We start from the raw sequence: 12841 nt of genomic DNA, 5'->3' as shown, positions 1-12841 counted from the left end.
GCTCTAGCGTGACGCTACGTTTAACGTAAACCGATGTATCGACTCGTCGGCCGGTTCGATTAGTGTGTCGACAGTCGGTTCGACTCGACGGTCGACCCGAGTCGGCGATCAGTTCGAGTCGGCGAGGTCGACGGCAAGAGATATACAGCGGCGTGGAGAAACGTCGCGTATGGCAGACAAACCGCAGTCGGGCGAACTGTTCGGAGTACCGTACAACTTCGAGCGCCCGAGCCTGGGCCGGATGCTGTCGTCGTACTGGCAGCCGGGCGAGGGGATGCTCGTACAGAAGCCGTTCGGCGTCGGCTACACTCTGAACCTCGCCAACTGGCGGTCGTGGATCGTCGTGTTGGTCGTCGGAGGGCTGTTGTACCAGGAACAGTCCGGAGGCGGCGACGACGACGGCTCGGAGGAGTCGGAGCCCGCCGAGGTCGTCGTCGACGACGAGGAGTAGCGACCGGACGGAGAGACTTATCCGGCCGGCGGTGCTAACAGTGACGATGAACTGTCGCCGGTGTGGCCAGTCGTTAGATCGGCCCGGCGACTACTGTCTGGCCTGCGAGACGGCCAACGCGGACAGTGTCGTCGTCGTCTTCGGTCCGGACCGAGCCCGGCTGACGATGCTGTACGGCGAACCGGACGACCCCGACTTCTCGGCACCGTCGGAGACGGCCGCGTTCCTCGGCCGAACGGATATCACGACCGTGCCCGACGACGGCGAACGCACCAGACGCGCCCAGCTCCGCAACTACGCCGGGCGGGTGGCAGACGAGATCAGACGCAAGCGCCCGGAGACGGTGTACGCCGCCGGCGACCGCGCCGCCCTCCGGGAGACCAGGGCACAGCTCCACTACGAGTTCCTCCGGGTGCCCGACGAGGAACCGGTGACGGCCGTGCTCCGGCGGCGCGGCGAGCCGGCGTTGGAGGTGGTAGAGAAGTCGCCCGCCGAGAAGATCGGCGGCAGCCACTCCACGCTGATCGGCGAACGAGTCGGTCGGCGGGCGATCCAGACGGTCGCCGAACACCCACACGTCAAGAAGATCATCCCCGGCCCCATCGACGCCGGCGGCCAGGGCTCCCAGCGCGGGCTGCGGGCGAAGGTGACCCGCGCCGACGAACACGGCAACGTCAGACTCCTCCTCCGTGACGGCTCCAGCGTCCAGGAGAACCGGATCGTCACTACCGCCGGCGACCGCGAGACCGGGGAGCGCGTCCGAGACGCTCTCAACGACGTGTTGCTCGAAGAGGAACTCGCGGAGGCCTGAGACCACCGACACGACGTTCTGGTGTGGTGAACCGGGGGTACGTTGATTAGCGTGTCAATCGTACCCACACCCGTACCATGACAGATCCATCCGAGACGTCGGCGGACGTGGACGCGCTCGTCGCCAACGAGATGTCGGACGGGGCGAGAGACGAGGCGCTGCGAGACCACGGCACCGGTGTGTTGGCGTTGGCCCGCGAGAACGAGGCGTACGCGGTGCCGGTGTCGTTCGGCTACGACGGCGACCACTGTCACTTCGTGTTCGTCGGCTACCACGAGCCGAGCACGAAGGCGACGTTCGCGGAGACGACTGAACGGGCGACGCTGACAGTGTACGCCGAGGACAGTCGGACGGACTGGCACAGTGTGCTCGTCCGCGGGGCCGTAGAGCAGTTGGAGTCGGAGGCGGAGTGGGCGGCCGCCCGCGAGGCCATCGACGACAACGGCTGGTACCCCAGTCTGTTCCGCGAGGCCGACCCGCGCGGGAGCGTGGACCTGTGGGCGTTGGAGGCGACGGCCGTCACCGGCTACGCCGCGTCGCCGTCCACGTAGCTACACGAAGTCGCCGAGTCCGGACTGATCGTCGTCTTCCTCCTCTCCTTCTGCGTCCGCGTCGGTCTCCGTGTCCGCCGACGCGTCGTCTGCCGCCGCGTCGTCCGGCTGCTCCGCGTCCTCGGCGAGAGAGGCGGTCCCCTCGAACGCGCCGGCGGCGTGTTCCTCGACCAACGCCGCACGGCGCTCGGCGGCGTCTTCCACGATGGACTGGACCTTGTTCGTCGTCTCGCCGGAGCCGGTGACGAACGCGACGTGATCCTCCTCTAAGTCGTAGGCGGCCGCCATCCGGACCGTGAGCTCTCGTGGCTTGCAGTGGTGAGTGAGCGTCGACAGGAACGGCAACACCTCGCGGCGGGCCGTCGCCATGCTCGTCCCCTCGGCCCGGGCGATCTGTCTGACGACGTGGTCGGCCGTGTTCGAACTGGAGTGGTAGAACGTCGGCCGGGTCCATCGGGTCCAGCCGCCGCCGGTGCCGTCGCGGGCTGCGGCGACGCCCGCAGTCGCCGCGTCACCCGCGTACCGCCAGTAGGAGTAGTCTTGGGTCGCCCGGACGACGCCGAGCCAGCGGTCGGCGTTCGCCAGACTGTCGTACGCGCGGGCCAGCGCCGCGCCGTCGTACTCCTTCGGGGCGTTCTCCTCGATCCAGCCGACGAGGTCGTCCGGCGTCTCCTCGACGTCGTATGAGGTCTGCAGCGCCTCCCGGGCGTCGTCCGTCTCCTTCAACACGAGATCCAAGAACGGGAACAGATCGACCGTCTGGTCGCGGTCGCTCGTCACCACGTCCGCGAGCTCCAGGTGTTCGCGCCCCTCGGCGACCGCTTGGAGGTCGTTGACCGCCCCCCGGAGGTCACCGTCGTTCTGTTCGGCGATACGTTCGAGCGCCGCCGTCTCGAACTCGATCCCCTCCTTTCGACAGAGGTCACGGAGCACCGGGAGGATCGACCGCGCGGACACGTCGCGGAACTCGATCTCGCGGGTGGCGTTGCGGAGCCCGCGGGACATGTCGTAGTAGTCGTTGGCGATCAGGACGACCGGCTGGCGCGCCTCCTCGACGAGCCGGGTCACCGCGCCCGCGCCGCCACGGTCGTAGTTGCCGTGGATGTTGTCCGCCTCGTCGACGATCACGAGCTGACGGCCGTCGTCCCCGTCGTCGCCGGCGCTCCCGAGGGTGGTGTTGCTCGCCGCCCGGCCGGCGTACCGCTCGATGTCGTCGGCGGTGCGCTGGTCGGAGGCGTTCAGCTCCACCGTCTCCCAGCCCCTGTCCGCCGCGAGGGCGTGTGCCGCCGAGGTCTTCCCGATCCCCGGGGAACCGTGCAACACCGCGGCCTCGCCGTGGTCGTCCCAGGAGCGGGCCCACTCGCGTACCGCGTCGACCGCCGAGTCGTTGCCTCGCAGCTCCGACAGCGACGACGGTCGGTACTTCTCCGTCCAATCGCTCATCTACTCGTCGTTCGGCCAGCGCCCGTTTATCCATTCCGGAGCCGCCGCCGCGTCACTCCAGCGTGCGGTCGCGGTGGGCGTCGACCCACTCCGACCCGGGGTCCGGCTCGACCGACAACAGCGTGATCCGAGTCGCCTCCACGTCCTCGATCAGCGCTCCCCAGCCGCCGACCGGCACCGTCCCCTCCTCCGTCCGCACGTCGAGCGTGACCTGACCGACCAGGTCCACGACGTGTGTGTCCGGCTCCACCGGCACGGGACACCTGATCGCCTCGACGGTGCCGACGAGCTCCCGTTCCTCCCCGGTGTCGACGTCGTACCCTTCGACGCGCAGCCGGGCGTCGTGTTCCGACAGGTCCAACGCCGAGAGGTCGCGGGCGCAGTTGCGGATGTCCATGTACTCCACCGGGAGCCCGTCAGTCTGGTCGTCGTGGACCGGCTCCCACTGCTCCCAGAGGCTCGTCAGGAAGTACCAGTAGAACACGAACGTGTGGGTCCGGTCGCTGATGAGGACGCCGTACTGGTCGTACGCCTCCGGGTGGTGTGCGAAACAGGCGCGACGGCGGTCCGCGAGCGCCAGGAACGGCGCCGGCAGCGGTCGGTGACGCACCTCCGTGGCGACGCCGGCCGGGTCTGGCAGCGTGTCCACGTCCGTCTCGCGTTCCGTGTGGAGCGACACCCGGACGCTGACGCCCCGGTCGTAGGCGGCCTCCAGGCTCGGGCGCAGCCGGCGGAAGTGATCCGTCGTCGTCGACAGCAGCACCTGGTGGGCGGCCTCGTCGACGAACGTCTCCGCACGCTCCAACACCGTCCGGAATCGCGAGACGATACTGGCCTCGTTGCCCTCCAGTTCCGGCTGCTCCCAACGGTCTTCCACCTCGTCTGCGGCGCGTTCGAACCGATCCGACCGGGTTCGGAGGTCCTCCAGCACGTCCGTCGGGCTGTGGGCGCGGGCGTGGAGCGTGTTCTGTTCGTACGTCTCGATGTACCCTTGATCCTCCAAGGCGCCGAGCACGTCGTAGATGCGTGGGGCCGGCACGTCACTCACCTCCGCCACCTCCGTGGCCGAGGCGACACCCAGCTCCAGGAGGGCTACGTAGGCGTTCGCCTGGTACGGCGAGAGGCCAGCGTCCTGGAGCGTGTCGACCAGCGCGTCCGTCTCCATGTCACCCCCTAACCCACCCCCAACTCAAAGCCTTTCCGCGGTCCGTCCGCCGGTCGTGGCGGTGACGACCCGCACGCGAAACTACTAAGCCGGGAGGAACCTCACGACCGGACATGAGCCAGTCGTACGAACGGGGTCTCGTGGAAGACTTCGGCCGGTGGCGGGAGTTCTCCGCGGGTATGTGGGCCTGGGTGTTCCACAAGTTCACGGGCTGGGTGCTCGTCGGCTACCTGTTCACCCACATCGCCGTCCTCAGTACCGCGCTCCAGAGCCCCGGGATGTACACGGAAACCATTGCGACGCTGGAGAGTCTGTTGCTCGTGCGGGTGTTGGAAATCGGGCTGTTGGCCGTCGCCGTCTTCCACATCCTCAACGGGCTCCGGCTCCTGCTCGTCGACCTCGGCATCGGCTTGGAGGCACAGGATCGGGCGTTCTACGCCTCGTTGGGGCTGACCGGCGCCATCGTCGTCGCGTCCGTCCCGACGTTCCTCGCGGGGGTGTTCTGACGTGAGCGAACGTTACTCCTCGTTCGAGCCGGGCGGGCGACGGTGGCTGTGGCAGCGCATCACGGCGGCGTTCCTCGTCGTCGTGCTCGCGTTCCACTTCTTCCTGTTGCACTTCGTCAACCACGCCGCCGAGGTGTCGTTCGCCGCCTCCAGCGCCCGGATGAGCCAGTGGACCTACTACTCGCTGATGGTGTTGTTCCTGTTGACGGCGACGTTCCACGGGGTCAACGGCGTGTACAACGCACTCATCAACCAAGGGCTGTCCGGCCGTCGGCGCCGGGCAGTCAAGTGGACGCTGATCGCCGCCAGCGCCGTGTTGATCGTCCAGGGTGTCCGAACCGCGAACGAGTGGGCCGGTATCTCACTGATCTAACAATGAGCACACAAGTTCCGAAGTCCGAGACGGACGCAGAAGCCGAGACAGAGACCGAAGAGAGCCCGGGCGACCAACGGCGTCGGCAGCGCGACGAGGGCCGCTCGGACGCGGCCGAACGCCTCCGCCGCGAGACAGAGGCCGCGCCCGACGGGGACGAGGACACGGTTCACCTCAAGGTGTTCCGGTACGACCCGGACGTGGAGGGGAAGATGGAGCCCCGGTTCGACGACTTCCACGTCCCCTTCGAGAAGGGGATGACGGTCCTGGACGCCCTCATCTACGCCCGCGACAACTACGACGCCTCGCTCACGTTCCGTCACTCCTGCCGACAGGCGATCTGTGGCTCCGACGCCCTGTTCGTCAACGGCCGCCAGCGGCTCGGCTGTAAGACGCAGTTGGCCGACCTCGCGGACCCCGTCCGTGTGGAGCCGTTGCCTCACGCCGAGGTGCGCAAGGACCTCGTCGTCGACATGTCGCACTTCTACGACCAGATGGAGTCCGTCGAGCCGTACTTCCAGACGGACGAGACACCGGACGAGGAGTTGGCCGAACAACGCCAGAGCCGGGAGAACCGCGAGAAGATCAAGATGTCCACCCGGTGTATCTGGTGTGGGGCGTGTATGTCCTCCTGTAACGTCGCCGCCGGAAACAACGAGTACCTCGGCCCCGCGGCCATCAACAAGGCCTACCGCTTCACGATGGACGAACGCGAAGGCGAGGAGATGAAAGAACACCGGCTCCGGATCGTGGAACAGGAGAACGGCGTCTGGCGGTGTCAGACCCAGTTCTCCTGCACGGAGGTGTGTCCGAAGGACATCCCGCTCACCGAGCACATCCAGGAGCTCAAGCGGGAGGCAGTGAAGAACAACCTCAAGTTCTGGTGACGACCCCCTCGGCGGGGGATCCACGCGCGTCGTTCGCTACAGCCGGTTCACGTCCGACAGCACCGCCGTCGCGGTGGCGTCGCCGCCGGCGCCGCGTCCGGAGATCGCCAGCCGCCCGGCGTGTGCCGTCTCCAGTTCCACGATGTTACGGGTGCCCGACACCGCGAGCGTCCCGTTCTCCGGGACGAGCCGCGGGCCGACCCGGACGGAGTCGCGGGTGGCCTCGCCGATCAGCCGTACCGTTTGGCCGTCGTCTGCCGCCAGCTCCAGCGCGTTCGGCGGCAGGTCGGTGATCCCCTGAATCTCTGCCTCGGCCAGGCTCGTCGTCGCCGCCCGTAGCTCCGCGACCGACTCCGTCTCCGCCTCGGCGAGCCGGTTCGACAGGATCACGCACTTCAACGCGGCGTCCGTCCCCTCCACGTCGAAGGCGGGGTCCGCCTCCGCGACGCCCAGGTCCTGGGCCTCCGCGAGCACGTGTTCGTACCCCAACCCTTCGGCGGCCATCCGCGAGAGGACGAAGTTCGCCGTCCCGTTGAGCACCCCTCGGACGGCGTCCACCCGCGAGGGGCCCAGATCCGACAGCGTCGACAACACCGGAATCGCGCCGGCGACGGTCGCCTCGAACTGGACGCTGCCGGCGGAGTCGGCCGCCAGCGCACGCACGTCGGCGTACCGCTCGGCGACGGGCCCCTTGTTGGCCAACACGACATCTCGGTCGCGTTCGAGCGCAGACGCGACGTGGTCGAAGCCGGGCTGTGCGTCGCCCAGCGTCGTCGGTGTCGCCTCCACGAGCACGTCGTAGTCGGCCGCGAGAGCGTCTTCGGGGGCCGCCGTGCCGAGGCCGGCGTCGGCGGCCTTCGCCTGCAGCGCCGCCGCGGCGTCGACGCCGTCGTCGTCGACGGCCGCGGTCGAAGAGTCCGCGAGCGCCACCACCTCGTGGCCGTACTCGTCCGCCAGCTCCGCGACCGCGCCGCCGACCGCACCGGCGCCGAGCACTGCGAGCCGCACGGTCAGACACCCCCCAGCGGCTCGATCACGGTCAGGTCCTTCTCCGCTGCCACCGCCCGAACCGCCTCCAAGGCCCGTTCCGTACACCCCTCGCGGGTCCGGAGGTGGAGCCGTGCCGCAGACGGCTCCTCGCGGGCGTCCGCGTCCGGCGCCGACAACGCCACGTCCGCGACCGTCACTTCGGCGTCGTCACGCACGTCCTGGAGCGTCCCCGACAGCCCCGTGTCGACGAGGTGACCGACGAGTACGACCGTCACCTCGTCGGCGTACGCCTCCGCGTCCGCAGTGACGACGGTCACGCCCGCGTCACGCAGCCCCGCCAGGACGCCGTCGAACCGCGCCGGCGGGCACTCGAGATCGATCTCCACGGGAATGCGGCCGCGTGGCGTTCGCTCGCCCCGCTCGTGGACGACCGACATCAGGTTACCGCCGTTGTCCGCGATCGGCTGGAGGGCCGCCAACAACTGCCCGGGCTCGTCCGGGAGCTCCAGCTGGACCGTGTGGACCTGCGGGTCCCCGCGGCCGCCGTCCGTCTCCAGGTCGTCGCTCGGGTCCCCGTCTGTGGCGTCGCCGACGGTGTCAGACTGCACGTCGATACCCCCGCGTGTCGGGCACGGTCGCGTTCGCGTCGTCGTCGCGGCCGTGTGGGGGGAGTGTCGTGACTCCCGGAATTGTGCGTGTTCCGATACCGATTCCCGTCCGGGAGCCGGCGAGTCGGAACAGTTCGCGCACGTCGCGCCGTCGGTGGGAGTCACACTGGCGCATACTACCCTTTCGACGCCCCCACCGTATAAACTGCCTGCCGTTGGCGAACGTTACCGGTCGGAGGGAGCGAGCCGCAGGCTTTAGCTTCAGAGCCGATGGATTGTCGAGTATGATCTGCGAGGTGGGGCGACTGTGACCGACGTGCTGCTCCCGCTCGCGCTGCTGTACGCCGACGGCCGCAGCGAGATCCGCGGTGCGACCAAGCTCCAGAAGCTGGCCTTTCTCGCACAGGAGGAGTACGGTGTCGAGGAACTCCACGAGTTCGAGCCTGACAGATACGGGCCGTTCTCGGAGAGTCTGGCGGGTACTGTGAACGCGCTGGAACAGAAAGGATTCGTGGAGAAGCGTGAGGAACAGGTCCCCGGCGGCAGCGAGATTCTCGTCTACTCACTCACAGACGAGGGGGCAAAACTCGTCGAGGCACTGCTCCGCGAACAAGAGGGCTTAGAGCGTGTACTCGGCTCTGTAGAGGAACTCAAACGGGACCTAGGCGACAAGACGATCGACAGGGTTCTGCGGCAGGTGTACAAGACGTATCCGCAGTACACCACAGAGAGTGGACTGAACTCTGCTGAGGGGGCGTAGCCGTTACTCCAGCTACGAACTCTCATCTCCGTCTGTGTCTTCGGTGCTGTCGTTGTTCAGGCCGTCATTTATTTCAGATTTACGTGTCGTGAATGAATTTGTTCCGACCAACTCCAAACTGCCGAGATAATTGTCGAGAATCTGCATTTGCTGTTCGGACAGTTTTTCGTTTTCCATCAGTCCACCGTTTGGATCGTCTTCGGGGAACACGACGCCAGTGATCCACTCCGATCTGATAAGCATACTCTGTTCGAGCGGCACCGGCTTGCCGTCGGACAGACTCTTCGGATCTCTCAGGTACAGGTCCTTCCGCGAGGAGTCCCACGCGGAGGGATCGAACTCACCACGGATGTGGGGACCGTTCTCCAAGAACACCTCTATCTGTCCGCCACCAGCGTCGTCGAAGGCGTACCGCCACGGCTCGCGTCTGTCGCGGTCGTCGTCACCTCGCTGTCTGTCCGCGAGGCCCAACGGCCCGGTTAGGACGAACAACACGAGCAGGTGGCTGCCGTACAGGAGAACGCCCGTCGAGAGTGACGAGCCGAACAGCGTCTCTCCTGTGACTACGCCGGACTCTGTCAGCGCCTTCCCGAAGTCGGTCACACGGTCGAAGTAGACCGGGGATGCGAGGTACAACAGCAACAGCGAGCCGAGACTCGCGGCCGAACTCCAGACGATCTTCGCAGTTCGGTCGAGCGTGTCGTTGCGCTCGGCGACGCGGAGGAACACCCGAATCGCCAGGTAGCCGGGCGCGACCAACAACAGGATCGTCACCAACGTGACGGGGAGCGTCCCTGGATTCGCCATCCTGTGGAACGTCGTCACTCTTGCCTAAAATCCACCAGAAAGACGCCCGAAGAAGCCCGCAGAGCGTTAGAAGTAGTCGATGCTCTCGGGCAGCTCCTGCTTCATCCCCTTGCGCTCGCGGATGTCCATGATCTGGTCGCGCTGGAGCGTGTCGGACATCACGCGGAAGCCGGCGTTCTCCGTGTTCCAGGAGGCGCGCCCCTCCGTCGCAGACCGGATGTCCGAGGAGAAGCCGATCATCTCCTCGACGGGGGCGATTCCCTCAATCACCATCAGGTCACCCTCCTGGTACATGTCGTCGACACGGCCACGGCGGCCCTGGATCTCGCCGGAGGCGTCGCCCATGTAGGCGTTGGGCACGTCGATCCGCACGTCCTGGATCGGCTCCAGCATCATGATCTCCGCGTCGATCAGCGCGCGGTGGACGGCCTCTCGGGTGGCCGGGATCACCTGCGCCGGACCGCGGTGGATCGTGTCCTCGTGGAGCCGGGCGTCGTGGAGCCGGACGAGCGAACCCTGGACCGGTTCGTTCGCCAGCGGCCCGTCGTTCAACGCCTCCTCCAGCCCCTCGACGACGAGCTCCATCGTCTCGTTGAGGTGCTGGATCCCCTTCGTGTCGTCGATGAACACGTTGGTGCCGTGGATGTGCTCGACGTTCTGGGAGGTCTCCTTGTCCATGCCGGCCTCCTGGAGCGCCTCGCGGCGTTCCAGTTCGGGCATGTCCATCGTCGCCTCGCCCAGCTGGATCGTCTCGACGACGTCCTGACCGAGCGGCTCGACGGAGATGTAGAACCGGTTGTGACGGTTCGGGGAGATCCCCTCCACCTCGTCGCTCTCGCCCTGTGGCGACTCCCGGAACACGACGATCGGCTCACCGGTGTGGACCGGGATACCCTGGTTGTCGCGGATCCGTTGGGTGATGACCTCCAAGTGGAGCTCACCCTGCCCGGAGATGAGGTGTTCGCCGGTGTCCTCGTTGATCTCCACCCGGATCGTCGGGTCCTCCTTGGCGACCTGTTGGAGCGTCTCGATGAGCTTCGGCAGGTCGTCCATGTTCGTCGCCTCCACGCTCTTCGTGATCACCGGCTCGGAGATGTGCTCGATCGACTCGAACGGCGTCATCTCCGTGTCGGAGACGGTGGAGCCGGCGATGGCGTCCGCGAGCCCGGTGACGGCCGCGATGTTGCCCGCCGGAACGCCTCGATCGAGCTCCTCGCGCTCGCCGCCCATGTAGATCCCGACGGACTGGAGTCTGCTCTTGCCGGCCGTGCCGGAGACGTACAGCTCGTCGCCCTTCTTCACCGTGCCGGAGAACACGCGGCCGATGGCGACCTCACCGGCGTGGGGGTCCATCTCGATGTCCGTCACCATCAGGACGGTGTCGCCGTCACGGTCCACCTGCTGCATGCTCTCGGAGACGTCCAGCGTGTCGTCACCCCGCCAGATACGCGGGATACGACGCGGCTGGGCGTCCAACGGGTCCGGGAAGTGCTCGACGACCATGTCCAACACCACGTCCGACAACGGGGTCCGCTCGTGGAGCCCCTGCCGGTCGTCGTCCCGTTCCATCTCCATCACTTCGCCGAAGGAGATGCCGGTCCGCTCCATCGACGGGAGCGACACACCCCACTTGTACAGCGCGGAGCCGAACGCGACTGTCCCCTCCTCGACGGAGACGGTCCAGTCGTAGTCTTCCTCCTCGGTCATTCCCCGGATCAGCTCGTTCACGTCGCTGATCACTTCCTGGAGGCGCTGTTGCATCTCCTGGGGCCCCTCCTGGAGCTCGTTGATGAGGCGGTCGACCTTGTTGATGAACAGTGCCGGCTTCACACCCTCTCGCAGGGACTGCCGGAGCACCGTCTCTGTCTGCGGCATCGCTCCCTCGACGGCGTCGACGACGACGAGCGCCCCGTCGACCGCTCGCATCGCGCGGGTCACGTCACCGCCGAAGTCGACGTGGCCCGGCGTGTCGATGAGGTTGACGAGGTGGTTCGTCTCCTCGTACTCGTGTGTCATCGACACGTTCGCCGCGTCGATGGTGATTCCGCGTTCCTGTTCGTCCTCCTCGGTGTCCATCATCAGCTTGGTGGCCTCGCCCTCGTCGGCGATCATCCCGGCCCCAGCGAGGAGGTTGTCCGTCAGTGTCGTCTTCCCGTGATCGACGTGCGCCGCGATGGCGATGTTCCGGATCTGGTCCGGCTTGTCCATCAGCGTCTCGCACTCCTGTACGATCTTCTTTCGTCGGCCCATTGGCGTCCGGTACTGGACGCCCCGTCAAAAGGGTAGTGCTTTCCGGTGCCGGAGACGGGTCGTCTCGGCCGTTCGTGTCTCTGTGCGACGAAATTCCGTGAGCCACGGTGCCACGCCACCCCCGACACAAGAGTCAAACCGCCGGACACCCTGTGAACTGTACGCATGGACATCCGAGTGCGCGGGACCGGCCCGACCGACCCCTTTCTCGGCGCCGCCAGCCTGCTGGAGACGGAACACGACCTGGCGCTCCCGGTCGACGTAGAGATCAGGGAGCACCCGGACGAACGGACGCTGGCGGCCCACTACGACGACCGACACGTCCTGAAGATCTCCCGGAAAGCGGCGACGAGCGCGATGGCCCGCGAGCTCGCTCTCCACGAGTTCGCTCACATGGTCCGGTACGAGAACGACCACCCGTCACACACCCAGTCGACGGACGAGGCGTTGTTCCTCGCGTTGGCCGGCCAGTCCGTCGAGCGCCGGAAGGTGACCCACTGCTACCAGATCGCCAACCACATGAAGGACATCTACGCCGACGACATCACGCTCTCGGTCGCGCCGGCGTCGAAGCTCGTCACCTTCTTCGAGTCACAGCTGGCGACTGCGTTGGCCGACCGCTCCGGCTACACCCCGTCCCACGGGACGGACGCCGACACGGCGGAGACGGACCCGGACATCTCCGTCGTGAACGCCGCGTTCGCGCTGGCGATGGTGGAGCGACACGACCTCGCCGACGACGACCACCGGATCTACGAGCTCGCCGACGCGCTGGCGGGCGAAGCGCCCGGCGTGGACTTGGACCTGTTCCGCGAGCGGTTCGCGTCGCTGGCGGCGGAGCCGAGCGAGTCGGACTACCGGAAGGAGCTCGTCGACGTGACACGAGCGTACGCGGCGGAGTCGGCGGCGGCGGGGCCGGGAGAGCCGGCGGCGGACTGACGAGACCCCGGTTCGGTCGGTGCGTGGTCAGCGGAGACGTGCCCGGACGCCGAGCGCCGCCGTCCCGAGTCCGATAGTCACGGGCATCACCGCCGACCCGTTCGGGATGTCGACGGTGAGGAACACCCCCGCAGTGGCGACGGCCATCACCCCCGTGATTGCGAACAGGAGGAGTTCGTCCGGGATCGAGTCGTCCGACGAGGAGTCGTCGGACGCCTCTTCGTCTAACAGTTCCTCGTCGACCTCCGTGATCGGATCGTCGGGTCCCGCCATCGTGTCGTGTCACGGGCCGCCGGCACG

15 protein-coding genes are annotated in these 12841 nt (G+C 67.1%); 8 read left to right on the top strand and 7 right to left on the bottom strand.

What is annotated here, in order from left to right; genetic code table 11:
* The first annotated feature begins 169 nt into the window (after nt 1-169).
* The 3 genes from RYH79_RS03100 to RYH79_RS03090 all read left to right on the top strand — a co-directional run bounded on the left by RYH79_RS03100 (nt 170) and on the right by RYH79_RS03090 (nt 1813).
* A complete protein-coding gene (locus tag RYH79_RS03100) occupies nt 170-451 on the top strand; it encodes a DUF5808 domain-containing protein (protein WP_370896123.1) in 282 nt (93 codons plus the stop codon).
* A 46-nt stretch (nt 452-497) separates the two neighbouring features.
* Nucleotides 498-1262 (top strand): DUF2103 domain-containing protein, encoded by a 765-nt coding sequence (locus tag RYH79_RS03095; protein WP_370896121.1) that lies wholly within the window; start codon nt 498-500, stop codon nt 1260-1262.
* A 77-nt stretch (nt 1263-1339) separates the two neighbouring features.
* Complete coding sequence (locus RYH79_RS03090) at nt 1340-1813, top strand: pyridoxamine 5'-phosphate oxidase family protein (RefSeq protein ID WP_370896119.1); 474 nt, start codon at nt 1340-1342, stop codon at nt 1811-1813.
* Here RYH79_RS03090 and RYH79_RS03085 read toward each other — a convergent pair whose 3' ends face one another.
* Nucleotides 1814-3256: a replication factor C large subunit gene (locus RYH79_RS03085; RefSeq protein WP_370896117.1), complete on the bottom strand. Its 1443-nt coding sequence runs from the start codon at nt 3254-3256 to the stop codon at nt 1814-1816. It lies immediately after the preceding gene.
* Between the two features lie 52 nt (nt 3257-3308).
* On the bottom strand, nt 3309-4421 hold the full coding sequence (locus RYH79_RS03080) for a TrmB family transcriptional regulator (protein WP_370896115.1): 1113 nt from the start codon (nt 4419-4421) through the stop codon (nt 3309-3311).
* Between the two features lie 113 nt (nt 4422-4534).
* Between RYH79_RS03080 and sdhC the strand changes: the two genes are divergently transcribed.
* From sdhC to RYH79_RS03065, 3 genes are read left to right on the top strand one after another with little or no spacing between them, the layout of a single operon-like run.
* Nucleotides 4535-4927, top strand: a complete 393-nt coding sequence (gene sdhC, locus RYH79_RS03075) for a succinate dehydrogenase, cytochrome b556 subunit (RefSeq protein ID WP_370896113.1) — start codon at nt 4535-4537, stop codon at nt 4925-4927.
* A gap of 1 nt (nt 4928) precedes the next feature.
* The gene (locus RYH79_RS03070; protein ID WP_370896111.1) at nt 4929-5300 is read left to right on the top strand and encodes a succinate dehydrogenase hydrophobic membrane anchor subunit; all 372 of its coding nucleotides are present in this window, start codon (nt 4929-4931) and stop codon (nt 5298-5300) included.
* Between the two features lie 2 nt (nt 5301-5302).
* Complete coding sequence (locus RYH79_RS03065; RefSeq protein WP_370896109.1) at nt 5303-6187, top strand: succinate dehydrogenase/fumarate reductase iron-sulfur subunit; 885 nt, start codon at nt 5303-5305, stop codon at nt 6185-6187.
* Nucleotides 6188-6223: 36 nt separating this feature from the next.
* Here the strand turns inward: RYH79_RS03065 and RYH79_RS03060 are convergent, their stop codons facing one another.
* Nucleotides 6224-7195: a homoserine dehydrogenase gene (locus RYH79_RS03060; RefSeq protein WP_370896107.1), complete on the bottom strand. Its 972-nt coding sequence runs from the start codon at nt 7193-7195 to the stop codon at nt 6224-6226.
* Between the two features lie 2 nt (nt 7196-7197).
* A complete protein-coding gene (locus RYH79_RS03055) occupies nt 7198-7785 on the bottom strand; it encodes an amino acid-binding protein (RefSeq protein ID WP_370896105.1) in 588 nt (195 codons plus the stop codon).
* A gap of 307 nt (nt 7786-8092) precedes the next feature.
* On the opposite strand from RYH79_RS03055, the gene RYH79_RS03050 reads away from it, so the two are divergent.
* Nucleotides 8093-8545: a PadR family transcriptional regulator gene (locus tag RYH79_RS03050; RefSeq protein ID WP_370896103.1), complete on the top strand. Its 453-nt coding sequence runs from the start codon at nt 8093-8095 to the stop codon at nt 8543-8545.
* A 12-nt stretch (nt 8546-8557) separates the two neighbouring features.
* Here the strand turns inward: RYH79_RS03050 and RYH79_RS03045 are convergent, their stop codons facing one another.
* Both RYH79_RS03045 and RYH79_RS03040 read right to left on the bottom strand, forming a co-directional pair.
* Nucleotides 8558-9352, bottom strand: a complete 795-nt coding sequence (locus RYH79_RS03045) for a DUF6338 family protein (protein WP_370896101.1) — start codon at nt 9350-9352, stop codon at nt 8558-8560.
* Between the two features lie 66 nt (nt 9353-9418).
* Complete coding sequence (locus tag RYH79_RS03040) at nt 9419-11602, bottom strand: elongation factor EF-2 (RefSeq protein WP_370896098.1); 2184 nt, start codon at nt 11600-11602, stop codon at nt 9419-9421.
* A gap of 165 nt (nt 11603-11767) precedes the next feature.
* Here RYH79_RS03040 and RYH79_RS03035 point away from each other — a divergent pair, with 165 nt between their 5' ends.
* Nucleotides 11768-12541 (top strand): DUF5781 family protein, encoded by a 774-nt coding sequence (locus RYH79_RS03035; RefSeq protein WP_370896096.1) that lies wholly within the window; start codon nt 11768-11770, stop codon nt 12539-12541.
* Between the two features lie 27 nt (nt 12542-12568).
* Here RYH79_RS03035 and RYH79_RS03030 read toward each other — a convergent pair whose 3' ends face one another.
* Nucleotides 12569-12814: a hypothetical protein gene (locus RYH79_RS03030; protein WP_370896094.1), complete on the bottom strand. Its 246-nt coding sequence runs from the start codon at nt 12812-12814 to the stop codon at nt 12569-12571.
* Between the last annotated feature and the right edge of the window lie 27 nt (nt 12815-12841).

Origin of the sequence: Halobaculum sp. MBLA0143 (assembly GCF_041361465.1) — an archaeon.
GTDB lineage: Archaea > Halobacteriota > Halobacteria > Halobacteriales > Haloferacaceae > JAHENP01.
Note: the sequence above shows the minus strand (reverse complement) of the source record. Positions and strands in the feature narration are given on the sequence as shown.